Genomic DNA, 25,340 nt, shown 5'->3' on the forward strand with positions numbered 1-25,340 from the left:
GTGTTCGGACGTCGCAAGAAGAAGGGTGCCGCCGAGGACGCGGCCGGCGAGGCCGAGCAGGTCGTCGACAGCGTCGACACCGAGGCGGACGAGGAAGAGGGCGAGCGCGAGCGCGTTCGTCTGGAGCCGGAGCCCCGGCCCGACGGGCCGTGGGACGACACCGAGGTGCGCGAGGCCGGCGAGGGCCGGGTGGACCTGGGCGGTCTGTTCGTGCCCGGCGTGGACGGCATGGAGCTCCGGGTCGAGGTCGCGGGCGACGCGATCGTCGCGGCGACCGTGGTGCTGCGCGACAGCGCCATCCAGTTGCAGGCCTTCGCCGCGCCCAAGCGCGAGGGCATCTGGGGCGAGGTCCGCGAGGAGATCGCGACCGGCATCACCCAGCAGGGCGGCATCGTCGACGAGGTCGAGGGTCCGCTGGGCTGGGAGCTGCGCGCCCAGGTGCCGGTGCAGCTGCCGGACGGCACCGGCGGCTTCCAGGTCGTGCGGTTCGTCGGGGTGGACGGCCCGCGCTGGTTCCTGCGCGGTGTGATCTCCGGGCAGGGCGCGGTGCAGCCGCAGGCGGCCGGGCTGCTGGAGCAGATCTTCCGGGACACCGTGGTGGTCCGTGGCGAGGGCCCGATGGCGCCCCGCGACCCGATCGTCCTGAAGCTGCCCAACGACGCCCAGATGGTCCCCGAGGGTGTCCAGCAGGAGGAGTCCTCGCGCTTCTCCGGTGGCATGGGCCAGCTCCAGCGCGGACCGGAGATCACCGAGGTCCGGTAGCAGGACAGGCAGGCGACGAGGGCCGTACCCCGCACCGGGGTGCGGCCCTTTCACATGCGCGGGCCTTGCGGTGTGAATGACTCCCGCTTACTTCACACCTTGACGGAAGTCTGGTCCGTACCTACGGTCTCGGATCACGCCTACGTTCACAGAGGCGCTCCAGGTTCACATACGAGAACGTACGAGAACGGAGTCGCTGTGCGTCGCATCCCCCTGCTCGCGGCCGTGGGAGCCCTGCTCCTGGGCGCCTTCACGGCCCCCGCCGCCCACTCCGCACCCAGCACCTTCGTGCATCCCGGAGTCACCGTCTCCAAGGCCCAGCTGGACTTCGCCCGCACCGAGGTACTGGCCGGCGCCCAGCCCTGGAAGGCGGCCTACGACCAGATGATGGCGAGCGAGTACGCCGACCTGAACCGCACGCCCACACCCTGGGCGACGGTCGAGTGCGGCTCGTACTCGAACCCGAACCACGGCTGCACCGACGAGCGCGAGGACGCGATCGCCGCCTACACCGACGCCCTCGCCTGGTACGTCACCAAGGACGCCCGCTACGCCCAGAAGGCCATCCAGATCATGGACGCCTGGTCGGCCACCATCACCGGCCACACCAACAGCAACGCGCCCCTCCAGACCGGCTGGGCGGGCTCCTCCTGGCCCAAGGCCGCCGAGATCATCAGGTACACCTACACCGGCACCTGGGCGAACGAGGCCCGCTTCGCCACCATGCTGCGCAACGTCTACCTCCCCACCGTCATCAAGGGCTCCAACTCCAACGGCAACTGGGAGCTGTCGATGATGGAGGCCGCCGTCGGCATCTCCGTCTTCCTGGAGGACAAGGCGTCGTACGACACGGCCATGGCGAAGTTCCGCACCCGCGCGGCCGCCTACGTCTACCTGGCCTCCGACGGGTCGGTGCCGAAGACCGTGCCCAGTCAGAACCTGGACACCACCGCCAAGATCGTCTCCTACTGGCAGGGCCAGTCCACCTTCGTCACCGGCCTCACCCAGGAGACCTGCCGGGACTTCACGCACACCGGGTACGGCATCTCCGCGATCTCGCACGTCGCCGAGACCAGCCGGATCCAGGGCACCGACCTGTACGGCACGGACGTCGGCGAGCGGCTGCGGCAGGCGCTCGGTTTCCAGTCCAAGTACCAGCTGGGCACCGCCGTCCCCGGCTGGCTCTGCGGCGGCACCCTGAACCTCGGGCTCGGGCCCGTCACCGAGGTCGGCTACAACGCCCTCCACAACCGCCTGGGCATCGCCATGACCAACACGCAGACGCTCACCCTGAACAACCGGCCCGCGGGCAGCAACAACCTCTTCGTCGCCTGGGAGACCCTCACGCACGGCGACAACCCCAACTGAGCGCACGGTGACGGGCGCCGGAGCCGCCGTACCGGCGCCCATCAGGGTTGCGTCAAGGATGCCCGCTGCCGGGCTCCCTGCCCCGTTCGACCGGATTGTTGGCCGTAAGGTCGACGCTGCGTAGGCGGCAGTTGCAGGAAGACAATAGGACCATGGCACGCGGCAAGCTTCGGATCTATCTCGGTGCGGCACCGGGCGTGGGCAAGACCTACGCCATGCTCTCCGAGGCACACCGGCGCGTCGAACGGGGCACCGACTGTGTGGTCGCGTTCGTCGAGCACCACGACCGGCCGCGCACCGAGGTGATGCTGCACGGCCTGGAGCAGGTCGCGCGCAAGGAGCTGGAGTACCGGGACGCCCTGTTCACGGAGATGGACGTGGACGCCGTACTGCGCCGGAACCCCACCGTCGCCCTGGTGGACGAACTTGCCCACACCAACATCCCCGGCTCCCGCAACGCCAAGCGCTGGCAGGACGTCGAGGAGTTGCTGGCGGCCGGCATCGACGTCGTCTCCACCGTCAACATCCAGCACCTGGAGTCGCTCGGCGACGTCGTGGAGTCCATCACGGGCGTGCGCCAGCGCGAGACGGTGCCCGACGAGGTGGTACGGCGCGCGGACCAGATCGAGCTGGTCGACATGTCGCCCCAGTCACTGCGCCGGCGGATGGCGCACGGCAACATCTACCAGCCGGACAAGGTCGACGCGGCGCTGTCCAACTACTTCCGGCCCGGCAACCTCACCGCCCTGCGCGAACTCGCCCTGCTCTGGGTGGCCGACCGGGTCGACGAGTACCTGAAGCAGTACCGCAGCGAGCACCGGGTCTCGGCGATCTGGGGCTCGCGGGAGCGGATCGTCGTAGGCCTCACCGGCGGGCCGGAGGGGCGCACCCTGATCCGGCGGGCCGCGCGGCTGGCGGAGAAGGGCGCCGGCGGCGAGGTGCTCGCTGTCTACATCTCCCGCAGCGACGGCCTGACCTCGGCCTCCCCGAAGGAACTCGCCGTCCAGCGCACCCTGGTCGAGGACCTCGGCGGCACCTTCCACCACGTCGTCGGCGAGGACATCCCGGCCGCCCTGCTCGACTTCGCGCGCGGCGTCAACGCCACCCAGATCGTGCTCGGCTCCTCGCGCCGCAAGGCCTGGCAGTACGTCCTGGGACCCGGCGTCGGCGCCACCGTCGCCCGCGAGTCGGGACCCGACCTGGACGTCCACATCGTCACCCACGAGGAGGTCGCCAAGGGCCGCGGACTGCCGGTGGCCCGCGGCACCCGGCTGGGGCGCGGCCGGATCATCGCGGGCTGGCTGGTCGGCCTGGTCGGCCCGGCCGTCATGGCGGTGCTGCTCAACACCGTCGACCTCGGTCTCGCCAACGACATGCTGCTCTTCCTGACCCTCACGGTCGCGGCCGCGCTGCTCGGCGGGCTCTTCCCGGCGCTGGCGTCGGCGGCCTTCGGATCGCTGCTGCTGAACTACTTCTACACCCCGCCCCTGCACCGGCTGACCATCGCCGACCCGAAGAACATCGTGGCCATCGTGATCTTCTTCGGGGTCGCGCTGTCCGTCGCCTCGGTGGTGGACCTCGCGGCCCGCCGCACCCACCAGGCGGCCCGGCTGCGCGCCGAGTCGGAGATCCTCTCCTTCCTGGCGGGCAACGTGCTGCGCGGCGAGACCAGCCTGGAGGAGCTGCTCGAACGGGTCCGGGAGACCTTCGGCATGGAGTCCGCAGCCCTCCTGGAGCGGGCGGGCGACGTCGAGCCCTGGACCTGCGCGGGCCGCGCCGGGTTCGGGCCCGCGCTGGAGCGTCCCGAGGACGCCGACGTCGACATGCCGGTGGGCGACCACATGGCCCTCGCGCTGACCGGCCGGGTGCTGCCCGCCGAGGACCGCCGGGTGCTCGCCGCCTTCGCCGCCCAGGCCGCCGTCGTACTGGACCGCAGGCGCCTCCAGGAGGAGGCCGAGCAGGCCCGCGCGCTCGCCGAGGGCAACCGGATCCGTACGGCCCTGCTGGCCGCCGTCAGCCACGATCTGCGCACCCCGCTGGCCGGGATCAAGGCGGCGGTCTCGTCACTGCGCTCGGACGACGTGGACTGGTCCGAGGAGGACCGGGCGGAACTCCTCGAAGGCATCGAGGAGGGCGCCGACCGCCTCGACCACCTCGTCGGCAACCTGCTCGACATGTCCCGCCTCCAGACCGGCACCGTCACCCCGATCGTCCACGAGACCGACCTCGACGAGGTGGTCCCGATGGCGCTGGTCGGGGTCCCGGACGGCAGTGTGGACCTGGACGTCCCCGAGACCCTGCCGATGGTCGAGGCCGATGCCGGGCTCCTGGAGCGGTCGGTGGCCAACCTGGTCGAGAACGCCGTCAAGTACAGCCCGCCCGAACGGCCCGTGCTGGTCTCCGCCAGCGCCATCGCGGACCGCGTGGAGGTACGGATCGTGGACCGCGGACCCGGCGTGCCCGACGAGGCCAAGGAACGCATATTCGAACCCTTCCAGCGCTACGGTGACGCTCCGCGCGGCGCCGGCGTCGGACTCGGGCTCGCGGTCGCCCGGGGCTTCGCGGAGGCGATGGGCGGCACCCTCAACGCCGAGGACACGCCCGGCGGCGGGCTCACCATGGTCCTCAGCCTCCGCGCGGCAGGATCGGTCACCGCCGTGGCAGCGGCACCCGTAGCAGAACCGGAAAGGCAGGCCTCATGCTGAGCCCGACTGGGGGTGCCCCCCAGACCCCCACGCGTGTGCTCGTGGTTGACGACGAGCCGCAGATCGTGCGTGCCCTCGTGATCAACCTCAAGGCGCGCAAGTACGAGGTCGACGCGGCCCCCGACGGCCGTACCGCCCTCGAACTGGCCGCCTCCCGCCACCCCGACGTGATCGTCCTCGACCTCGGCCTGCCCGACATGGACGGCGTCGAGGTGATCAGGGGGCTGCGCGGCTGGACCCGGGTGCCGATCCTGGTCCTCTCGGCCCGCCACACCTCCGACGAGAAGGTCGAGGCGCTCGACGCGGGCGCCGACGACTACGTCACCAAGCCCTTCGGCATGGACGAGCTGCTGGCGCGGCTGCGGGCCGCCGTACGCCGCGCCGAGCCGGTCGCCGGGGGCGGCGAGGACGACGTCCTGGTGGAGACCGAGGGGTTCACCGTCGACCTGGCCGCGAAGAAGGTCAACCGGGCTGGCCGGGACGTCCGGCTCACCCCGACCGAGTGGCACCTGCTGGAGGTGCTGGTCCGCAACACCGGCCGGCTGGTCAGCCAGAAGCAGCTGCTCCAGGAGGTGTGGGGGCCGTCGTACGGGACGGAGACCAACTACCTCCGCGTGTACATGGCACAGCTGCGCCGCAAGCTGGAGGCGGACCCGTCCCACCCGAAGCACTTCATCACGGAGCCGGGGATGGGCTACCGGTTCGAGAAGTGAGCTGGACTACGGCGGTGTCGGTGGGCCCCGGTACGCTTCAGACATGAGTGCTGTACCTCGTTCCGAAAAGCCGGCCGGCCGGTTCCGGCGCATGCTCGACCGGCTCTCCTCGTCCCAGGAGGACCTGGAGTCGGAGGAGCTGCGCGAGGACGCCGACACCGAGGGCTGCATCCGGATCGGTGACTGCCACGACCGGCAGATCGTCACCGTTACTGGTACCTTGCGCACGGTCACCCTGCGGCCGCGTGCCGGAGTCCCGGCCCTGGAGGCCGAGCTGTTCGACGGCTCCGCCGCGCTGGACGTGGTGTGGCTCGGCAGGCGTTCCATCGTGGGCATAGAACCGGGGCGCAGGCTGATCGCATCGGGCCGGATCTCGCTGAGCCGGGGCCGCCGGGTGCTGTTCAATCCCAAGTACGAACTGAGACCCCTCGGTAGGGAGTAGCCGGTGACGTCGCTCGACAAGCCGACCGAAGACACGCAGGCGGAGGACACCGCGCAGCAGGACGCGCGGGCGGTGACCGAGGCCGCGCTCTTCGAGGCGTTCGGCGGTGTCCGGGGCATGGTCGAGACGGTCCTGCCCGGCCTGCTCTTCGTCACCATCTTCACCATCAACAAGGACCTGCACTGGTCGGCCATCGCCGCCCTCGCGGTCTCCGTGGTGCTGGTCGTGGTGCGCCTCGCCATGCGGGACACCGTCAAGCACGCCTTCAGCGGTGTCTTCGGCGTCGCCTTCGGTGTCGTCTTCGCGATGATGACCGGCAACGCCAAGGACTTCTACCTCCCCGGCATGCTCTACACGCTGGGCCTGGCGCTGGCGTACATCGTCACGACCCTGTGCGGGGTCCCGCTGATCGGCCTGATCCTCGGCCCGGTCTTCAAGGAGAACCTCTCCTGGCGCACCCGCAACCCCGGCCGCAAGAAGGCCTACGCCAAGGCCAGCTGGGCCTGGGGCCTGATCCTGCTCGCCAAGTGCGCGATCCTCTTCCCGCTGTACTGGTGGGCCAACACGGCCCAACTCGGCTGGGTGCTCGTCGCGTTGAAGATCCCGCCGTTCCTGCTCGCGGTCTGGCTCACCTGGGTCTTCCTGGCCAAGGCGCCCCCGCCGATCGACGTGTTCGCGGAGATGGAGGCGGAGGAGAAGGCCGAGGAGGAGCGCAAGGCGGCGCAGGCGCAGGCCGCCGGGAGCGGCGAGACCTCGGGCACCGCCGGACGCCACCGCAAGTAGACCGTTACGACAGAAGGGCGCCCTCCGCTGCGGAGGGCGCCCTTCTTCCTGTCCGCGTCAGCTGTCTTCCCGCCGGACCGACAGCAGGTCCTCCAGCTGCTCCTCGCGGGCCTGGGCCGCGACGAAGAGGAGTTCGTCGCCCGCCTCCAGGGAGTCCTCGCGGGAGGGGGTGAGGACCCGGGTGCCGCGGATGATCGTGACCAGGGAGGTGTCCTCGGGCCACTCCACGTCACCGACCTGGGTGCCGGCCAGCGCCGACTCCTCGGGCAGCGTCAGCTCCACCAGGTTCGCGTCGCCGTGGCTGAAGCGCAGCAGGCGGACCAGGTCGCCGACCGACACCGCCTCCTCCACCAGGGCCGACATCAGGCGCGGCGTCGAGACGGCGACGTCCACGCCCCAGGACTCGTTGAAGAGCCACTCGTTCTTGGGATTGTTGACCCGGGCGACGACGCGCGGGACGCCGTACTCCGTCTTCGCGAGCAGCGAGACGACCAGGTTCACCTTGTCGTCGCCGGTCGCGGCGATCACGACGTTGCAGCGCTGCAGCGCCGCCTCGTCCAGGGAGGTGATCTCACAGGCGTCGGCCAGCAGCCACTCCGCCTGCGGGACCCGTTCGACCGAGATGGCGGTCGGGGCCTTGTCGATCAGCAGGACCTCGTGGCCGTTCTCCAGCAGCTCGCCCGCGATCGAGCGGCCGACGGCACCGGCTCCGGCAATGGCGACCCTCATCAGTGACCGCTCTCCTCTTCCGGACCCCCGGCGAAGGCGGCCTCGACCTTGTCGACGTCGTCCGTCCGCATCATCACGTGCACCAGATCGCCCTCCTGGAGGACCGTCTGCGAGGTGGGCAGCATCGCCTCGCCGAGCCGGGTCAGGAACGCGACCCGGACCCCGGTCTCCTCCTGGAGCTTGCTGATCTTGTGCCCGACCCACTTCGGCGAGGCGTGCACCTCGGCCAGCTGGACCCCGCCGGTGGGGTCGCGCCACAGCGGCTCGGCACCCGAGGGCAGCAGCCGGCGCAGCATCTGGTCGGCGGTCCAGCGGACCGTGGCCACGGTCGGGATGCCCAGGCGCTGGTAGACCTCGGCGCGCCGGGGGTCGTAGATCCGGGCCGCGACGTTCTCCACCCCGAACATCTCGCGGGCGACCCGCGCGGAGATGATGTTCGAGTTGTCGCCGCTGGAGACGGCGGCGAAGGCGCCTGCCTCCTCGATGCCCGCCTCGCGCAGGGTGTCCTGGTCGAAGCCGACACCGGTGACCCGGCGGCCGCCGAATCCCGGGCCCAGCCTGCGGAAGGCGGTGGGGTCCTGGTCGATCACGGCGACCGTGTGCCCCTGTTGCTCCAGGGTCTGGGCCAGAGCGGATCCCACTCTGCCGCAGCCCATGATGACGATGTGCACGACCGTCCTTCCGGTGTCCAAAAGTTACTGCTCAGCCCCATCAGGGTCTCAGACCGTGGCCCAAGCTACACACGCACCGTCCCGGCCGGGCACCCCTGTGCGAGGCTCATCGCCGAGTGATGCTGCGCACGCTCCAGGCGGTGAGGATTCCGAGGCCGACGAGGGCGAGCGTGGCACCGATCAGCTCTGCGGTCGCGGGCATGGGACCTCCGAAGTGCGAAGACGGGCGGGATCTGTCATCTAGGCACGGATCGGACGTAGGCTGCGGAATCCGCAGTTCCAGCCGTCTCCTTTTTCACTCGGGAGGCAGATCCGGTACTGCGGCTGGAGACCTACCAGGTGGAAGGCCTACGATCCTCTCTCGTGTCCAAACTGACCGACGTGCCCAAACGGATCCTGATCGGGCGCGCACTGCGCAGCGACAGACTGGGTGAAACGCTCCTGCCGAAGCGCATCGCGCTCCCCGTCTTCGCCTCCGACCCCCTGTCCTCCGTCGCCTACGCGCCGGGGGAGGTCCTGCTGGTCCTGTCCATCGCGGGCGTGTCGGCGTACCACTTCAGCCCCTGGATCGCGGTCGCGGTCGTCGTGCTGATGTTCACGGTGGTCGCCTCCTACCGGCAGAACGTGCACGCCTACCCGAGCGGCGGCGGCGACTACGAGGTCGCCACCACCAACCTCGGCCCCAAGGCCGGCCTGACCGTCGCCAGCGCCCTGCTCGTCGACTACGTCCTGACCGTCGCCGTCTCCATCGCCTCCGGCATCGAGAACCTCGGCTCCGCGATCCCCTTCGTCGTCGAGCACAAGGTGCTCTGCGCGGTCACCGTGATCGTGCTGCTCACGCTGATGAACCTGCGCGGCGTGAAGGAGTCCGGCAAGCTCTTCGCGATCCCGACGTACGTGTTCGTCGGCGGTGTCTTCATCATGATCGCGTGGGGTGCGTTCCGGGGCCTGGTCCTCGGGGACACGATGCGCGCGCCGACCGCGGCCTACCACATCAAGGCCGAGCACCAGGGCCTGGCGGGCTTCGCCCTGGTCTTCCTCCTGCTGCGCGCCTTCTCCTCCGGCTGTGCCGCGCTCACCGGTGTCGAGGCCATCTCCAACGGCGTCCCGGCCTTCCGCAAGCCCAAGTCGAAGAACGCGGCGAGCACGCTGGCCGCGATGGGCCTGCTGGCGGTCACCATGTTCTGCGGCATCATCGCGCTCGCCATGGTCACCAAGGTCCGCATGGCCGAGAACCCCGCCACCGACCTGATCCACAACGGCGTCGCCATCGGCTCCGGCTACGTCCAGAACCCGGTGATCTCCCAGGTCGCCGAGGCCGTCTTCGGCAAGGGCAGCTTCCTGTTCATCGTGCTCGCCGCGGCCACCGCCCTGGTCCTCTTCCTGGCCGCGAACACCGCGTACAACGGCTTCCCGCTGCTCGGCTCGATCCTCGCCCAGGACCGCTACCTGCCGCGCCAGCTGCACACCCGCGGCGACCGCCTCGCCTTCTCCAACGGCATCGTGCTGCTCGCCGGCGCCGCCGCGCTGCTCACGGTCATCTACGGCGCGGACTCGACCCGCCTGATCCAGCTCTACATCGTCGGCGTGTTCGTGTCCTTCACGCTCAGCCAGACCGGCATGGTCCGGCACTGGAACCGCCACCTGGCGACCGAGCAGGACCCGGCCAAGCGCAGCCACATGGTCCGCTCCCGCGCGATCAACGCGTTCGGCGCCTTCTTCACCGGTCTGGTGCTGGTCGTCGTCCTGGTCACGAAGTTCACCCACGGCGCCTGGGTGGCGCTGCTCGGCATGTGCATCTTCTACGCCACGATGACCGCGATCCGTAAGCACTACGACCGCGTCTCCGAGGAGATCTCGGCCCCCGAGGAGCCGGACGACGACCTGGTACGGCCGTCCCGAGTCCACTCGGTGGTGTTGATCTCGAAGATCCACCGGCCCACCCTGCGTGCCCTGGCCTACGCCAAGCTGATGCGCTCGGACACCCTGGAGGCGCTCACCGTCAACGTCGACCCGGCCGAGACGAAGGCGCTGCGCGAGGAGTGGGAACGGCGCGGGATAGACGTGCCGCTGAAGGTCCTCGACTCGCCGTACCGCGAGATCACCCGGCCGATCATCGAGTACGTCAAGGGCCTGCGCGCCCAGTCCCCGCGGGACGCGGTCTCGGTGATCATCCCGGAGTACGTCGTCGGCCACTGGTACGAGCACATCCTGCACAACCAGAGCGCGCTGCGGCTCAAGGGCCGGCTGCTGTTCACACCCGGCGTGATGGTGACGTCCGTGCCCTACCAGCTGGTGTCCTCGGAGGCGGCACGGAACCGGGCCCGCAAGCGCCAGGAATGGAACGCACCGGGTGCGGTCCGCCGAGGCCCGGCGGAACACCGGCCCAAGGAGCACAGCGGGGGTTGACCGGGGGAACCGGGGTCAACCGGGGCAGGGGAGCGGCGGCCCGCGCGGCAGGTGCCGGCTCGGTGACCACGTAGACTGGTGGGCTGTCGTCGGCCCTCGTCCGGGCCGTTTCCCTCCCCCTTGATCTGGAGTCACCCCGCCATGCAGGCAGAACCGAAGAAATCGCTGGTGGGGACGGAGTACGAGGTCGAGATCGGCCCGGTCGCGCACGGCGGGCACTGCATCGCCAGGACCGCCGAGGGCCAGGTGCTCTTCGTCCGGCACGCGCTGCCCGGCGAGCGGGCGGTGGCACGGGTGACCGAGGGCGAGGAGGGCGCCCGCTTCCTGCGCGCGGACGCGGTGGACATCCTGGACCCGTCCAAGGACCGCGTCGAGGCTCCCTGTCCCTACGCCGGCCCCGGCCGCTGCGGCGGCTGCGACTGGCAGCACGCCAAGCCGGGCGCCCAGCGCCGGCTCAAGGGCGAGGTGATCGCCGAACAGCTGAAGCGGCTGGCCGGTCTCACCCCGGAGGACGCCGGGTGGGACGGCACGGTGATGCCCGCCGAGGGCGACAAGCTGCCGGCGGGCGAGGTGCCGCAGTGGCGGACCCGGGTGCAGTACGCCGTCGACGCCGACGGCAACGCGGGACTGCGCCGGCACCGCTCGCACGAGGTGGAGCCGATCGAGCACTGCATGATCGCGGCGCCGGGCGTCAGCGAACTGGGCATCGAGGAGCGGGACTGGTCGGGCATGGCCGCGGTGGAGGCGATCGCCGCGACGGGCTCCCAGGACCGCATGGTCATCCTGGAGCCGCGCCCGGGCGCGCGCCTTCCCCTGGTCGAGCTCGACAAGCCGGTCTCGGTGATGCGGGTCGACGAGCACGACGGCGGGATCCACCGCGTCCACGGCCGCGCCTTCGTCCGCGAACGCGCCGACGGCCGTACCCACCGGGTCGGCAGCGGCGGCTTCTGGCAGGTCCACCCGATGGCGGCCGACACCCTGGTCACCGCGGTCATGCAGGGGCTGCTGCCGCGCAAGGGGGAGATGGCGCTGGACCTCTACTGCGGGGTCGGCCTCTTCGCCGGGGCCCTCGCCGACCGCCTCGGCGAGAAGGGTGCGGTCCTCGGCATCGAGTCCGGCAAGCGCGCGGTGGAGGACGCCCGCCACAACCTCGCCGACTTCCCCCGGGTCCGCGTCGAACAGGGCAAGGTCGAGTCGGTCCTGCCGCGCACGGGCATCACGGAGGTCGACCTCATCGTCCTCGACCCGCCCCGCGCGGGCGCGGGCCGCAAGACGGTCGAGCACCTGACGTCGCTGAGCGCCCGCCGCATCGCCTACGTAGCCTGCGACCCGGCGGCACTCGCCCGCGACCTGGCGTACTTCCGGGACGGGGGCTACCGGGTGCGGACACTGCGGGCGTTCGACCTGTTCCCGATGACGCACCATGTGGAGTGCGTGGCGATCCTGGAGCCGGTGGGGAAGGGTGCCTGACCCGCGGTTCTGCCCGTGCGGATGATGCGCGGTGCGGGCGTTACGGGCGATGTCCTGACGCTGAGACGGTGCTCGTGACGCTCGTTCGACGCGCGTTCTGACGGGATGTCGGCAGGTGTTCGGGATCCAACCGCTGCGGCGGTCCTGAGGGGCGGCGTCACTCGACGGTTCTTGTGGAGGCGCCTCCTCGATCCGCCGGTGAGGGCGGCGCCCGTACTGGGCCAGGGCTTTGAGGTCCGGCCTCGTCCTTGTCGGGGCTGTTCGTGTCAGGCGCAGAAGGTGGGATTGACGGCCGGCGCCGGTGTCTCGGTCAGGCCTCCTCGGCGGGGAACACCTCGTCGACGGCTCGGCGCAGTGTTTCGCGTACGACCGCCGGGTCGCCGAGTTCTGCTGCCTGGAACGCGCCGTCGTGCAGCAGGACGAGTACGCGTGCGGCGTGCTCGGGGTCCGAATGACCCAGGCCGGTGGAGAGTTCGCGGAACACCTCGAACAGCCAGGTGCGTTGGTCGTCGATGACCGCGCGCACCGGATGGGTGCGGTCGGGGTACTCGGCGGCCGCGTTGAGGAACTGGCAGCCGCGGAAGCCGTCTTCGAGGGTCGCGTCGCCGAGGACGGCCATCACCGCACGGATCGCCTCGCGCGGTGACCTGCCGTCTCGCGCACGGCCGACAGCGTCCCGGATCCCCGTGGCGGTCGTCGCCAGGTAGGCGGAGACCAGGTCGTCCTTGCTGGGGTAGTGCCGATAGAAGGTGGCCCGCGTGACCTGGGCCTCGGTGATGAGGCGCTCGACACCGACAGCGTGGATGCCCTCCGCGTAGAACAGGCGGGACGCGGTGCGCAGCAGCCGGTCCTTGGGGTGGAGCTCCGAGGCGGTCTTCATACACCCATCGTAAAGAAAGACCAGTCGTTCTGGACGGTCGCCCTCGTCACGTTGCCGCACCTAGGGAGAACGACTAGTCTTTCTTGAAGAAAGACCGGTCATTCTCCCTGAGAGGTACGGAACCCAACCCATGAGCACCACCCCCACGATTGTTCTCGTCCACGGCGCCTTCGGCGACTCCGGCATGTGGAAGGGCGTCATCGCCAAGCTCCAGGCGCAGGGATACACCACCCTCGCCGTCTCGAACCCGCTCCGCGGCCTGGAGTCCGACGCCCAGTACGCGGCCACCGTCGCCGAGACCGTGGACGGCCCGGTCGTCCTGGTCGGCCATTCCTATGCCGGCGCGATCATCACCCGCGCCGCCCGCGACGCGTCGAACGTCGAGGCCCTGGTCTATGTGGCCGCCTTCCAGCCCGACGAGGGCGAGAGCTGCCTGGAGAACGCCGCTCGCTTCCCGGGCGCCAAGATGGGCCCGGACACCACCGTCGCCACCGAGCACGAGGGCGAACCGGAGCTGCGCATCCTGCCTGAGCACTACCGGGACGTCATCGCCGGTGACCTGCCCGCCGAGGTCACCGACGTCCTCGCGGTCACCCAGCGCTCGGTGCGCGTGCAGGCCCTGACGGCGGAGCTTTCCGGTCGGCCGGCCTGGCGCACGCTGCCGTCGTGGGCAGTGATCGCGACTCAGGACAATGCGATCCCCGGCCAAGCGCAGGAGTTCATGGCCGAGCGCGCCGGATCGCACGTCGTGCGCGTGGCGGCGTCGCACGCGGTAGCCATCTCACAGCCCGACGCCGTGGCCGACCTCGTCATCGAGGCTGCCAAGGCCACCCGCTGACCCCTCCGCCACTGCCACGGCCACTTCCGGCTCCGGTGAGGGTGGAACCGATCGGCACGGACGATCACGAGATCCATCGGCTTCGCCGCAGCCGGAAGTACTCCTCGGTGCCCTTCGCCGTCATCTCGTACTCGGTCCGGGGCGGGGTCGTTGCGCACCTGGTAGCCGTCGGCCCGCCCGTGCTGGCGCACGGCGCCCAGCATGAGAAGACGGATGGCTGACCTGCGCTCCAGATCACGGCCTCGTGCGGTGGCCGGACCCGCGCGGTCGCGGCGGACGGCCGCCGGCACCAGGGTGGAGTCGGCGCGCGGTCTCGCGCCCGGTGTGAGACGAAAACCGGACATCGCGCACGGGCAGGGGCGGCGGTCGGGAACAATGGACCCACGATGACCTCGCAGGACTACAGCCCGTTCGCACACCTCACCGTGCCCAACTCCGCCCTCTACCGGCAGGTGATGCGGGCGTTCCTCGACGCCAAGGAGCGGTTCGCGGTGCATCTGCGGCCGGAGGACGTGTTCGCGGCGCTGGACGCGGATGCCCGGCCCGGTGACGTCGAGGCGGTGGTGACGGCGCTGGACAGGCTTGTGGGGTGGGGGAACCTGCGGGCCGATCCGGACCACGCCCGGGTGACGGCCGTCGAGGACTTCTACCGCAGGCGGTTCATCTACCAGCTCACCCGGGCCGGCGAGGCGGCCGAGGCGGCGCTCGGGACGTACGACGCGACGCTCGGGCGGCGCGGGGAACTCCAGGCGGTCGCGCTGCGCGACATCGTCACGCAGTTGCGGGCGCTGCTGGTGATCGCCCAGGAGGACGAGCCGGATCCGGCCAAGGCGTACATCGCGCTGTCCGTCCTCACGGCTCGATTCACCGACCTCGCGGACAACGCGCGTGCCTTCATGGGCTCATTGCAGCGCACCATCGACCTGCACGACATCCAGGTCGAGGGGTTCCTCGCGTACAAGGACCGGCTGATCCAGTACCTGGAGCGGTTCATCCAGGATCTGATCACACTCGGTGGGCGGATCGCCCTGCTCATCGGCGAGTTGGAGGAACAGGGGAGGGTGGCGCCACTGCTGGCCCTCGCCGCCGGGCGGGAGGCCGCCGACGCCGCTCCCGAGGAGGCCGAGCGGGCGGAGGCGATGGCGTACGAGAGGTGGGCCGCTCGCTGGTCCGGGCTCGCCCAGTGGTTCGTGTCGGAGGAGGGGCGGGAGTCACAGGCTCGGCTGCTGCGCGGGCGAGCCCTCGGAGCCATTCCTCAATTGCTGGCTGTTGTCAGGCAGTTGAACGAGCGACGGGCCGGGCGCTCGGACCGCTCCGCGGACTTCCGCACACTGGCCCGCTGGTTCGCCCAGGCGCCGGACGACGAGACGCGGCACCGGCTGTGGCGGGTGGCGTTCGGGCTCCACTCGTCCCGGCACCTCACCGTCGACGCCGACACCCTCGCCGAACGCGCCGCCGTACCGGAGCCCGCCGCGACGCCCTGGGCCAAGGCGCGCCCCCTGCGGATCAGCCCCCAGCTGCGTCGTACCGGAAGCTACGAACGCCGGGGCAGGCCACGCCGAGTGGCGGACCGCGGCGAGGCGAAACGCCGGCTCGCCGAACTCGCCGCCCGCCAGACGGCGGAGGCCAGGCAGGCCCGCGACCGGCTCGTGACGGGCGGGCCGGTACGGCTGTCCCGGCTCGGTGAACTCGACCCCCTCGCCTTCCAGCTGTTCCTGCGGCTGCTCGGCGACGCCCTCGCCACCTGGCGACCGGGCATGAGGACCACCACGGCGACCGGCTCGGACGGTTCCATGGAGATACGGCTGACCGCGCTCGACGACGGCACGACAGCCGAAGTGCGCACTCTCGACGGCGTGTTCAGCGGCCCCGACCACCTGATCGACATCATCGACCTCACCACGACCGGCACGGGGGAGGGCCGGTGACCGACTCCGCCGGCCCCCCTGGCCCCACCGGCCCCATCGGCGGCACCGGCCCCTCCGGCCCTCTCGCGGAAGTCCTCGAAGGCCAGCGTGAGGCCGAACTCCAGCGTGCCGCACGCGCGTTGCTGAAGGAGCCGCTGCTGACCGCCGACGGTCCGTACACCGAGGAGTTCCGGCTGGTTCGTCGGCACGCCACCGCACTGCGCGACTGGTTCGACCGCAATGTCGGCTGGACGCTGCGCACCGACGCCGACGCGGCCCGGCTGCGCAAGACACCCGGCACCCTCACCGACGCCACCCACCCCGCCCGCGAGACGGCCCGCACCGCCCTGCCCTTCACCCGCCGCCGCTACGTCCTGCTCTGCCTGACCCTCGCCGCCCTGGAGCGCGGCGAGGCCCAGGTCGCCCTCGGCCGTCTCGCCGAACAGGTCGTCCTGGCCGCCGCCGACCCCGAACTCCTCGCCGCCGGAATCGAGTTCACCCTGGAACGGCGCGACGAACGCCTCGACCTCGCCGCCGTCGTACGTCTGCTGCTCCGGATCGGCGTGCTGCGGCGGGTCGCCGGTGACGAGGAGGCGTACGTCAGCGGCTCCGGTGACGTGCTGTACGACGTACGCCGGCGGGTTCTCGCCGGGATGCCCGCCGCCCTGCGCGGTCCCTCCCTGATCGAGGCCGAGGACTTCGCCGAACGACTGACGGAGATGACGGCACGGACCGCCCTCGACAGCGACGAACTGCGCTTCCGGGCCATCCGCTGGAAACTGACCCGCCGCCTCCTCGACGACCCCGTGCTCTATTACGACGATCTCACCGACGACGAACTCGGCTACCTCACCCGGCAACGCGGCTTCATCACCGCCCGCATCACCGAACTGACCGGACTGGTCGCCGAGGTCCGGGCCGAGGGCATCGCCATGGTCGACCCCCTGGACGACCTCACCGACGTACGCATGCCGGAACAGGGCACCCACGGCCACGTCACCCTGCTCCTCGCCCAGCACCTGGCACGGGCCGACGGGCCCGTCACGGTCGCTGAACTGGCCGCGCACGTACGCGAACTCGCGGTGGAGCACGGCAACTTCTGGTCGAAGACGGCCCGCGAGCCGGGAGCCGAACCCGGGCTCGTGGCGCAGGCCCTGACCAAGCTCCAGGCCCTCGGGCTCGCCGAGCACACCCCGCGAGGCGTCGTGCCCCGCCCCGCCCTCGCGCGGTACGCGGTCGGCGACGCCGTCACCAGAACGACCGGCGACGAAAGGTGACCCGCGCCGTGACCGCGCCGACCATACAGACCGCGTCCCCGAACTTCGTCCTCCCCGCCCCCGCGCCCGGCCGCTGGCGGCCGCTGCGGATCGGGCTCGTCGACCTGTTCCACTACGACGTCGAGGAGTTCTGGTTCCGCGACGGCCGGCTGCTGCTGCGCGGCAACAACGGCACCGGCAAGTCGAAGGTGCTCGCCCTCACCCTGCCGTTCCTGCTGGACGGCGACCTCTCTGCGCGCCGTGTCGAGCCCGACGGCGACCCCGGCAAGCGGATGGAGTGGAACCTGCTCCTGGGCGGCGAACACCCCCATCCGGAACGGCTCGGCTACACCTGGATCGAGTTCGGCCGGCTCGACGACACCACCGGCGAGGCCCACTTCCGCACCCTGCTGTGCGGCCTGAAGGCCGTCGCCGGACGCGGTATCGCCCGCCACTGGTTCGCCGTCACCACCCAGCGGATCGCCGCCGGACTCGACCTGCTCGACGCCACCGGCACCGCCCTGTCCCGGGACCGGCTCGCCGAGGCCATCGGCGGCCACGGCATGGTGTACGACACCGCCAGGGCCTACCGCCGAGCGGTCGACGAGGCCCTGTTCGGGCTGGGGGAACGGCGCTACGGCGCGCTCGTCGACCTCCTCATCCAGCTGCGCCAGCCCCAGCTGTCCAAGCGGCCCAACGAGGCCGCCCTGTCGCGGGCGCTGACGGAGGCGCTGCCGCCGATGGACCAGGCGGTCATCGCCGACGCCGCGGAGGCGTTCCGGTCGCTGGACGAGGAGAAGGAGGAGCTGCGGGCGGCCCGCGAGGCCGAACAGGCGTCGTCGGCGTTCCTCGACCACTACCGGCGCTACGCCCGCATCGCCGCCCGCCGCCGGGCCCGCCTGCCCCGCGCCGAACACGCCCGCTACGAACACCTCCAGCGGGAACTGGCGAGGGCGCAGACCGATCACGACCGGGCCGTGACCGACCGGAACGAGGCGCAGGACCGGGCGGTCGCGCTCGCCGAGCGGGCGGCACGGCTCAGCGCCCAGGAAGCCGCACTGCGGTCGGGTCCCGAGATGCGCGACGCCCGCGCCCTCGACCAGGCGGCGGCCGACGCCTCCCGCACGGCAGGGGACGCCGCCCGCTCCGAGGCGGACCGGCGGCAGGCCGCCGAAGCGCACACCCGGGCCCGCGGCCGGCTCGCCACCGCCACGAACCGGCTGACCGCCGCCCAGGATGCCCTGGACGACATCGAGGGCCGGGTCGCTGACAGCGCGACGGTGGCGCGCATCGACATACCCCAGACCTCCGGAGCCCCCACCCCGGCCCTGCGCCGTGCCGCCGACGAGGCCACGGCGAGCAGGCGGCGGGCCGTCGACCTTGTGGAGACCCTCGTGACGGCGGCCGAGAGCGCGGAAGGCGCCCGCAAGGCCGCCCGGCTGCGCGCCGACGAGGCCGACGAGGAGGCCGGGCACAGCGCGGAGCTGCTGGCCGAGGCCGAGGAGACGGCCAAGGAGGCGGGGCACGCCCTGGTCGCGGTCGTACGGGAGAAGCTGTCGGCGTTCGTGGAACTGCGTGTCGACGGGCTGCCGGGGGTGCTCGACGCCGTGCAGAGCTGGACGGGCAGCCTGGACGGGCCCCATCCGGCCCGACTCGCCGCCAGCGCCGCCCACCGCGTACTCGGCGCCCGACTGGCCGACCGGGCCGCGGCGTTGGCCCAGTCGGAGGCGGCGACGGCCGCACGCCTGCGTCTCGGGGCCGAGGAACTGGCCGCCCTGGAAACCGGCGGGCAACGCGGCCCCACCGCCCCTCACACCCGCACCGCCGATCTCCGCAGCCGCGCCCTCGGCGCCCCGCTGTGGCGTCTCGTCGACTTCCGCCCGCACGTGACGGAAGCGCAACGGGCGGGCTTGGAAGCCGCGTTGGAGGCCTCCGGGCTCCTCGACGCCTGGGTGCGGCCGGACGGCGCGGCGGTGCGGGCGGACGGCCACGACGTACTCCTCGACCCGCTCGACCTGCCCACCGGAAACGGGCTCGACCGCGCCTTGTGCCCGGCTGTCGACCACGCCGACGCCGGGGCCGCGGCCGTCGGCGAGCACACCGTCCAGCGACTGCTGGCCGCCATCGCGCTGGTGGACGTCGGCAAGGACGGTGACAGCCGTACCTGGGTCTCCATCGACGGCCGCTTCCGGGTCGGCGCGCTCACCGGCGGCTGGGCCAAGGACAGCGCCCAGTACGTGGGAGAGGGGGCCCGCGAACGGGACCGCCGCAACCGGATCGGCGAACTGCTCGTCGAACAGGCGGCCTTGGCGGCCGAAGGGGAGCAACTCGCCGGGGAGCGCGGGGTGGTGTACGAGCGGCGCACCGTACTCGACGCCGAACTCGCCGTCGTACCCGGCGAAGACGACCTGCGCCACGCCCACGCCCGGCTCGGCGTGGCTGCCGAAGCCGTCCACCGGGCCCGTACCCGGCAGCGGGAGCGGGCCGCCGAACTGGCCCGCGCGGCCGCCGACGCCGACCGTACGGCGAACGAACTCGGCGACACGGCGGGCGACCTGAACCTTCCCGTCGGCCGGGACGGCCTGGCCGCCGTACGGCAGGCACTCGTCGACCACGCCGTCCACCTCGCCGCACTCTGGCCCGCGGCGCGTGAGCGCGTGGACGCCGAGCATGCGGTTGACGGGGAACGCGCCGAGGCCGGCCGCGCCGAGCGACTCGGTGCCGAACTCGTCGGCCGGGCCACCGAGTCGGCCCGGCTCGCCGCGGCCGCCGACGAACACCTGCGCACCCTCCGCTCCACCGTCGGTGCGGCCGTCGCCGAACTCCAGCGGCGGCTGGCCGAGACCGGGGAGGCCGCACGCGTCTGTGAGCGCGAACGACAGCGGGCCCAGGAGGACATCCAGGCCGCCGACCGGCGGGCCGGCCACGCCGAGGGGCGCATCGAGCGGCTCGCGGACGATGTCACCGACGCCACCACCGCCCGCGAACGGGCCGTCGCCGCGCTCCAGCGGTTCACGGCGACCGGACTCCTCGCCGTAGCCCTCCCCGGCCTGTCCGTACCGGACGAGGACGGCGGACCGTGGGCGGCCACCCCCGCCGTGACCCTCGCCCGCGCCGTCGAGTCCCGGCTGGCCACGATCGACGACTCCGACGCGGCCTGGGAACGCATCCAGAAACATCTCAGCGAGGAACTCGGCCGGCTCCAGGACGCGTTGTCCCGGCACGGCCACACCGCCACGGCCCGCCCCGGCGAGGACGGCATGCGCGTCGACATCGTCTACCAGGGCCGCGAACGTGCGGTACCCGAACTCGCCGAAGCCCTCGCCGCCGAGGTCGCCGAACTGACCCGCATCCTCTCCGCGCACGAACGCGAGATCCTGCAGACCCATCTGATCACCGAGGTCGCCGGCACCCTCCAGGAGCTGATCGGCGCGGCCGAACGCCAAGTGCGCGCCATGAACAAGGAGTTGGAGGAGCGGCCGACGTCCACGGGCATGAAGCTGCGCCTGGTCTGGCGCGCCTCCCGCCGCGCTCCGCAGGGGCTGGCCCAGGCCCGGGACCGGCTGCGCCAGTCGGCCGACGCCTGGTCGCCCGAGGACCGGGCCGCAGTCGGCGCCTTCCTCCAGGAGCAGATCGCCCGCCGGCAGGCCGACGACCGCGCCGGCAGCTGGCAGGAGGACCTCACCGCGGCCCTCGACTACCGCGCCTGGCACGAGTTCGGCGTCGAACGCCACCAGCACGGCAAATGGGTACCGGCCACCGGCCCCGCCTCCGGCGGCGAGCGGGTGCTGGCCGCGTCCGTCCCGCTCTTCGCCGCCGCCTCCTCCCACTACGCGAGCGCGGGTGGCGCCCACGCCCCGCGCCTGGTCACCCTCGACGAGGCGTTCGCCGGAGTCGACGACGACTCCCGTGCCAAGTGTCTGGGCCTGCTCCGTGCCTTCGACCTCGACGTCGTCATGACCAGCGAACGCGAGTGGGCCTGCTACCCGCAGGTGCCCGGCATCGCCATCGCCCAGCTGTCCCGGGTCGACGACATCGACGCCGTCCTGGTGACCAGATGGGAGTGGGACGGCGGCGAACGGCGACGCGGTCCCGAGCCCGGCGCCACCGTGGGGCCGGTATCGGTTCCCGCCCAGGTGCACACCCCCGCCGCCATGGTGGAACCGGGGACCCCATGGACGTGAACCCCCCGGTGGCCGAAACGAAGGTCGACGGCGAACGGCTCGGGCGGCTGCTCGGGGACCCGGGACTCGCCTGGCTTGTGGAACGCGTCCGGCAACGGATCGCGGCGGGGCGGCCGCTCACCGGGACGGTCACCCTGGCCCGCCCGGACGACCTCCAACGCCAGGCCGCCGAAAGGCTGCTGGGACGTTCTCCGAGTACCGGCCGGTCCCTGACCCTCCGCCTCGACACGGTGGACGAGATCCTGCGTCGCTCCGGCGTCAGCCCGGACGGCCTGGAGACCGCCGTCGTCGCCCTCACCGGGCCCGTCACACCGCGCGCGGAGACGAGGGACAGGCAGGCCGAGGCATGGCAGGAGGCACTGGCCCCGCTCACCACCGTGACGGTCGAACTGGCGGACTGGGCCGCGCGGATCCGTGAGGACGGTCTCGTACGGCGACTCGCCCGCACCCCCGAGGCCGCCGGCCCCCTGATCTCGGCCGCGGTTCGGACACTGCACGCGCTGCCCGTCGACCCTCCGACGTCACGGGCGGCGTTCGCGGCACTCCATCTGACCGGAGCCCACGCCCTGGACGAGGGAACCCCGCTCGCCACGCTGGTGCTCTCGGGGATCCGTACGCTGACCGGCTTCCCCGACGGCACCGGCGCCGAGTGGCGGCGCGAGGCCTGGGCCTCGGCCGGGCTGCTCAAGGACGACGTGTCGTCCACCGTGCTCACCCTCAACCTGCGCGGCACACCCGCCCTCGACTGGACGGCCGACGAGGGCGAACCCGCGGTCCTGACGCTGCGTTCCCTCAACCGCCGGACCACGAACGGGATCACGACGGCGACCGGACACGTCCACGTGTGCGAGAACCCGGCCGTCCTGTCCGCCGCCGCAGACGCCCTCGGCCCGGCATGCCCGCCCATGGTGTGCCTCCAGGGGCAGCCTTCGGCGGCCGCGCTCACCCTGCTGCGCGGCCTCTCCGCGTCCGGAGCGGTACTCCTGCACCACGCGGACTTCGACTGGGGTGGGGTGCGGATCGCCACCGCCCTCGGCCGGGTCGCCCGGTGGCGCCCCTGGCGGTACGAAGCCACCGACTACCAGGAGGCCGTGACCGGGGTGAGCGAGCCGCAGCACCTGACGGGCACGGCCGCCGCGACGCCATGGGATCCGCGCCTGGCCACCGTGATGGCCGAGCACGGGGTGCGCGTCGAGGAGGAGTCGATCCTCGACGCTCTGCTCTCGGATCTGCGGGCCGCGGCGCACTGAGCCACGGGGGACGGTGCCCCGGCTGCTCTACCGGCGGCCGCTTCGGCGGCCGGTCGGTGGGCCGGCGGTCAGGTGAAATCGGGGAGGGGGCGGCGGGCGACCTCGTGAGCGTCGGCCGGCGGCACGCCCAGCATGCGCAGGACCATTTCGGCGAGATTCACGGCGGCCTCGTCGCCGTCCAGGTCGGGGCGGGCGAATCTCAGCTCCACCAGGGACAGCAGGGTTCCGCCCAGTGCCGAGAGGGCGACCGTGGGGTCGACGGTGGTGAAGCGGCCGGACGCCATGCCGGCCTCCAGGTCACGCAGGGCCCGCCGGGCCAGGCCGTTGTCCGCGTGGATGTGGCCGAGGCCGCGACGGCGCAGGACCTGCATCAGTTCCGGGTGGGAGTCGGCCATGCGGGCGCTCAGCCGAAAGCCCGCCGCGACCAGTTCCGCCGGGTCGTCGATCCCCGTCAGGCGGTCGTCGGAGTTCTGGCCGAACTCCTCCAGGGCGTCCACCACGGCCGCGTCGAACAGCTCCGCCTTCGACTCGAAGTGGTTGTAGAAGGAGCCGAAGCCGACATCCGCGCGCTCGGCGATCATCTGGATGCTGGCGCTGGTGTCCCCGGTCTCGGCCAGTATCTGCCGCGCCGCACGGATGAGCGCGCGACGGGTCTCGGCGCGGCGCCGCTCGAACCGGTTGCTGGGCGGGGCTGACGTAGGCATGCGCAGAGTGTAACCGCGTGACGATCGTGGTCGCAGTCCTGATGAATTCATCATTTCCTGCCGCGAGTGCCTTGACGAAGAGATTCTCAAAGTTGATGATTTCCTCATTGTGGCAATGTCGCTCGGAGGGCACCATGTCTGAAACCCGCGTCCAGGCGGCCGACGTCAGGACGGCCCACCAGGACCTGCACAGCGAGCAGGGCGCCCTGCGGGGCGAACACCCCGGCCGGTCCCGGAACCCGGTCATCAAGGTCGCCGACCTGGCCTGGCTGGAGTTCGAGAAGCCCGATCTGCGGCGGGCCGAGGTCTTCGCCCGGGACTTCGGCTTCCAGGTCGCCGCCCGCACGGAGCGGGAGCTGTGGCTGCGCGGCACCTTCGCGGGCTCACCCTGTGTGGTGATCCGGCGCGGCCGCACCTCCCGTTTCATCGGCCCGGCCTTCCGGGCCGCCGAGCGGGCCGACCTGGACCGCCTCGGGCGCGCCACCGGCTCCGACGTGCGCGACGTCGACGGCGCCGCCGTGCCGGGCGGCGGCAAGGCGGTCGACCTGCTCGACCCCTCGGGCTTCCCCGTGCGCGTGGTGCACTGCGGCGAGCGGCTGTCCGCGCTCCCGGAGCAGCGGCCGCTGCCGCTGAACTTCGGCACCGGCCACCGCCGTACGAACGCCACGCAGCGCCCGCCCCGCGAGCCGTCCCGGATCCAGCGCCTGGGGCATGTGGTGCTGGAGACGCGGGTGTTCGGCCGGGCGCTGGACTGGTACCTGGACACGCTCGGCATGATCGTGTCCGACTTCCTGTTCCTGGACGGGCAGCGCGACCGGGGTCCGACGATGGCGTTCATCCGCTGCGACCTGGGCAGCGTGCCGGTCGATCACCACGCGCTGGCGATGCATCTGGGGCCGGGCACCGGCTATGTCCACTCCGCCTACCAGGTCACCGACCTGGACTCGATCGCGACCGGCGGCGAATACCTCAAGGAGCGTGGATACAAGCGCAGTTGGGGGATCGGTCGGCACATCCAGGGCAGCCAGCTCTTCGACTACTGGCGCGACCCCGACCACTTCATGCTGGAGCACTTCGCCGACGGCGACCTGTTCTCCCGCGACCTCGAACCCGGCTGGGCGCCGATGTCGACGAGCGGCCTCGCCCAGTGGGGCCCGCCCGCCACCCGCGACTTCCTGGGCACGAGCCCCACCCCGCAGCGCGTCCGCGATGTCGTACAGGCCCTGCGCGGCGACAACGAGATGGATGCCGCGCGCCTGCTCGGCCTGCTCAGGGCCGCCAACTCCTGAACCCCCGACCCCCTCACAAAGGCAATGCGATGAGTACCAATGTCCTGCGTACCGCCGACGGCTGGTGGGTCCTCCGCGGCGACCGGGCCGTCCCCGTCGACACCAGGGCTGCCACCACCGCCGAGCTGCTCGCCGACCGTGCCGCCGTAAGAGAGGCGGCTCTTTCGGGTGCGGCGGGTACACCCGTCGCCGGCCTGGTGGCCCTCTCACCGGTCACCACCCCCTGCCGGGTCGTCGCCCAGATGGTCAACTACCGCAGCCACGCCCGGGATTCGGGCTTCACCGGCGATGTCCCGCCCGCCTTCTTCCGCAAGGCGTCCGGCTCGGTCAGCGGTCCGGGCGAGGCCATCGTCCGCCCGGCGCACGTCAGGTTCCTCGACTACGAGATCGAACTCGGGCTCGTCATGGCCGGGTCCCTTCCCATCGGCGCCGTCGTCGAGGACCGGGACCTGCCCTCGTACGTCGCCGGGCTCGTCATCACCAACGACGTCAGCGCGCGCGAGATCCAGCTGACCAGGACGCAGTTCTACGAGAGCAAGTCCTACCCCACGTTCACGCCGACCGGCCCCCACCTCGCGCTCCTGGAGCCGGAGGACTTCGGCCATCTTCTCGACCTGCGGCTGAAGTTGAGCGTCAACGGTGAGGCGCGGCAGGACCGCACCCTGGCCGACATGATCGTCCGCCCGGCGCGGGCGCTGACCCTGCTGGCCCGCTTCCAGACCCTTCGGGCCGGCGACCTGCTGCTCACCGGCACCCCCGGTGGCACGGCGCTGAAGGCCCCGCCGAAGGCCGTCGAGAAGATCGGCGCGCTGCTGCCGCCCGCGGTGAAGTGGAAGGCGTTCTTCAGAAGCCAGGCGAGGAACCCGCGCTACCTGCGCACCGGGGACGTGATCACGGCGACGATCGCGACCCCGGACGGCCGGATCGACCTCGGCGAGCAGCGCACGCCCGTCGCGGCCGCGAACCGACACCCGGGGTGA

The 25,340-nt window shown here is 71.8% G+C and carries 19 protein-coding genes and 1 pseudogene; 15 read left to right on the forward strand and 5 right to left on the reverse strand.

The genetic code is table 11. The features are described 5' to 3' along the window. The 6 genes from IEZ11_RS10425 to IEZ11_RS10450 all read left to right on the forward strand — a co-directional run bounded on the left by IEZ11_RS10425 (window position 1) and on the right by IEZ11_RS10450 (window position 6,773). Window positions 1-762 (forward strand): DUF3710 domain-containing protein, encoded by a 762-nt coding sequence (locus IEZ11_RS10425; protein ID WP_189262384.1) that lies wholly within the window; start codon window positions 1-3, stop codon window positions 760-762. 198 nt (window positions 763-960) lie between these two features. Then, window positions 961-2,130 (forward strand): alginate lyase family protein, encoded by a 1,170-nt coding sequence (locus tag IEZ11_RS10430; protein WP_189262385.1) that lies wholly within the window; start codon window positions 961-963, stop codon window positions 2,128-2,130. Window positions 2,131-2,282: 152 nt separating this feature from the next. Further along, window positions 2,283-4,835 carry an ATP-binding protein gene (locus tag IEZ11_RS10435; RefSeq protein ID WP_189262386.1) on the forward strand — a complete coding sequence of 851 codons (2,553 nt, stop codon included), beginning with the start codon at window positions 2,283-2,285 and terminating at the stop codon, window positions 4,833-4,835. Further along, on the forward strand, window positions 4,829-5,548 hold the full coding sequence (locus IEZ11_RS10440; protein ID WP_189262387.1) for a response regulator: 720 nt from the start codon (window positions 4,829-4,831) through the stop codon (window positions 5,546-5,548). Before IEZ11_RS10435 ends, IEZ11_RS10440 begins: the two co-directional genes overlap by 7 nt. Window positions 5,549-5,591: 43 nt before the next feature. Then, entirely contained in the window at window positions 5,592-5,990 is a 399-nt protein-coding gene (locus tag IEZ11_RS10445) for an OB-fold nucleic acid binding domain-containing protein (RefSeq protein ID WP_189262388.1), read from the forward strand. Between the two features lie 3 nt (window positions 5,991-5,993). Further along, window positions 5,994-6,773 (forward strand): DUF3159 domain-containing protein, encoded by a 780-nt coding sequence (locus IEZ11_RS10450; protein ID WP_189262389.1) that lies wholly within the window; start codon window positions 5,994-5,996, stop codon window positions 6,771-6,773. 57 nt (window positions 6,774-6,830) lie between these two features. On the opposite strand, the gene IEZ11_RS10455 is transcribed toward IEZ11_RS10450, so the two are convergent. Together IEZ11_RS10455 and IEZ11_RS10460 are read right to left on the reverse strand one after the other, a co-directional pair. Then, window positions 6,831-7,502, reverse strand: coding sequence for a potassium channel family protein (locus tag IEZ11_RS10455; protein ID WP_089104281.1), 672 nt, complete (start codon window positions 7,500-7,502; stop codon window positions 6,831-6,833). Continuing rightward, complete coding sequence (locus tag IEZ11_RS10460) at window positions 7,502-8,173, reverse strand: potassium channel family protein (RefSeq protein WP_189262390.1); 672 nt, start codon at window positions 8,171-8,173, stop codon at window positions 7,502-7,504. Before IEZ11_RS10460 ends, IEZ11_RS10455 begins: the two co-directional genes overlap by 1 nt. 363 nt (window positions 8,174-8,536) lie before the next feature. Between IEZ11_RS10460 and IEZ11_RS10465 the strand changes: the two genes are divergently transcribed. Together IEZ11_RS10465 and IEZ11_RS10470 are read left to right on the forward strand one after the other, a co-directional pair. Further along, window positions 8,537-10,582 carry an APC family permease gene (locus IEZ11_RS10465; protein ID WP_189262391.1) on the forward strand — a complete coding sequence of 682 codons (2,046 nt, stop codon included), beginning with the start codon at window positions 8,537-8,539 and terminating at the stop codon, window positions 10,580-10,582. Between the two features lie 141 nt (window positions 10,583-10,723). Continuing rightward, window positions 10,724-12,052 (forward strand): class I SAM-dependent RNA methyltransferase, encoded by a 1,329-nt coding sequence (locus tag IEZ11_RS10470; RefSeq protein WP_189262392.1) that lies wholly within the window; start codon window positions 10,724-10,726, stop codon window positions 12,050-12,052. A gap of 310 nt (window positions 12,053-12,362) precedes the next feature. On the opposite strand, the gene IEZ11_RS10475 is transcribed toward IEZ11_RS10470, so the two are convergent. Further along, entirely contained in the window at window positions 12,363-12,932 is a 570-nt protein-coding gene (locus IEZ11_RS10475; protein ID WP_189262393.1) for a TetR/AcrR family transcriptional regulator, read from the reverse strand. A 130-nt stretch (window positions 12,933-13,062) separates the two neighbouring features. Between IEZ11_RS10475 and IEZ11_RS10480 the strand changes: the two genes are divergently transcribed. Then, window positions 13,063-13,770, forward strand: coding sequence for an alpha/beta fold hydrolase (locus IEZ11_RS10480; RefSeq protein WP_189262394.1), 708 nt, complete (start codon window positions 13,063-13,065; stop codon window positions 13,768-13,770). An 82-nt stretch (window positions 13,771-13,852) separates the two neighbouring features. Here IEZ11_RS10480 and IEZ11_RS10485 read toward each other — a convergent pair. Beyond that, window positions 13,853-13,973 (reverse strand): annotated as a pseudogene (locus tag IEZ11_RS10485) (PadR family transcriptional regulator); the annotation flags it as partial. Between the two features lie 183 nt (window positions 13,974-14,156). Here IEZ11_RS10485 and IEZ11_RS10490 point away from each other — a divergent pair. Genes IEZ11_RS10490 through IEZ11_RS10505 form a run of 4 tightly spaced genes read left to right on the forward strand, consistent with a single transcriptional unit; the run spans window position 14,157 to window position 22,367 of the window. After that, window positions 14,157-15,698 carry a TIGR02677 family protein gene (locus IEZ11_RS10490; protein ID WP_189262395.1) on the forward strand — a complete coding sequence of 514 codons (1,542 nt, stop codon included), beginning with the start codon at window positions 14,157-14,159 and terminating at the stop codon, window positions 15,696-15,698. Next, window positions 15,695-16,954 (forward strand): TIGR02678 family protein, encoded by a 1,260-nt coding sequence (locus IEZ11_RS10495; RefSeq protein ID WP_229712934.1) that lies wholly within the window; start codon window positions 15,695-15,697, stop codon window positions 16,952-16,954. The genes IEZ11_RS10490 and IEZ11_RS10495 overlap by 4 nt, the downstream gene beginning before the upstream one ends. 8 nt (window positions 16,955-16,962) lie before the next feature. Then, complete coding sequence (locus IEZ11_RS10500; protein WP_229712935.1) at window positions 16,963-21,117, forward strand: TIGR02680 family protein; 4,155 nt, start codon at window positions 16,963-16,965, stop codon at window positions 21,115-21,117. Further along, window positions 21,108-22,367 (forward strand): TIGR02679 family protein, encoded by a 1,260-nt coding sequence (locus tag IEZ11_RS10505; protein WP_189262396.1) that lies wholly within the window; start codon window positions 21,108-21,110, stop codon window positions 22,365-22,367. Before IEZ11_RS10500 ends, IEZ11_RS10505 begins: the two co-directional genes overlap by 10 nt. Before the next feature lie 68 nt (window positions 22,368-22,435). On the opposite strand, the gene IEZ11_RS10510 is transcribed toward IEZ11_RS10505, so the two are convergent. Then, window positions 22,436-23,071, reverse strand: a complete 636-nt coding sequence (locus IEZ11_RS10510; RefSeq protein WP_189262397.1) for a TetR/AcrR family transcriptional regulator — start codon at window positions 23,069-23,071, stop codon at window positions 22,436-22,438. Between the two features lie 134 nt (window positions 23,072-23,205). On the opposite strand from IEZ11_RS10510, the gene IEZ11_RS10515 reads away from it, so the two are divergent. Both IEZ11_RS10515 and IEZ11_RS10520 read left to right on the forward strand, forming a co-directional pair. Continuing rightward, a complete protein-coding gene (locus tag IEZ11_RS10515; protein WP_189262398.1) occupies window positions 23,206-24,360 on the forward strand; it encodes a VOC family protein in 1,155 nt (384 codons plus the stop codon). A 29-nt stretch (window positions 24,361-24,389) separates the two neighbouring features. Next, window positions 24,390-25,340, forward strand: a complete 951-nt coding sequence (locus tag IEZ11_RS10520) for a fumarylacetoacetate hydrolase family protein (RefSeq protein WP_189262399.1) — start codon at window positions 24,390-24,392, stop codon at window positions 25,338-25,340.

This window comes from Streptomyces fuscichromogenes (assembly GCF_014645815.1).
GTDB lineage: Bacteria > Actinomycetota > Actinomycetes > Streptomycetales > Streptomycetaceae > Streptomyces > Streptomyces fuscichromogenes.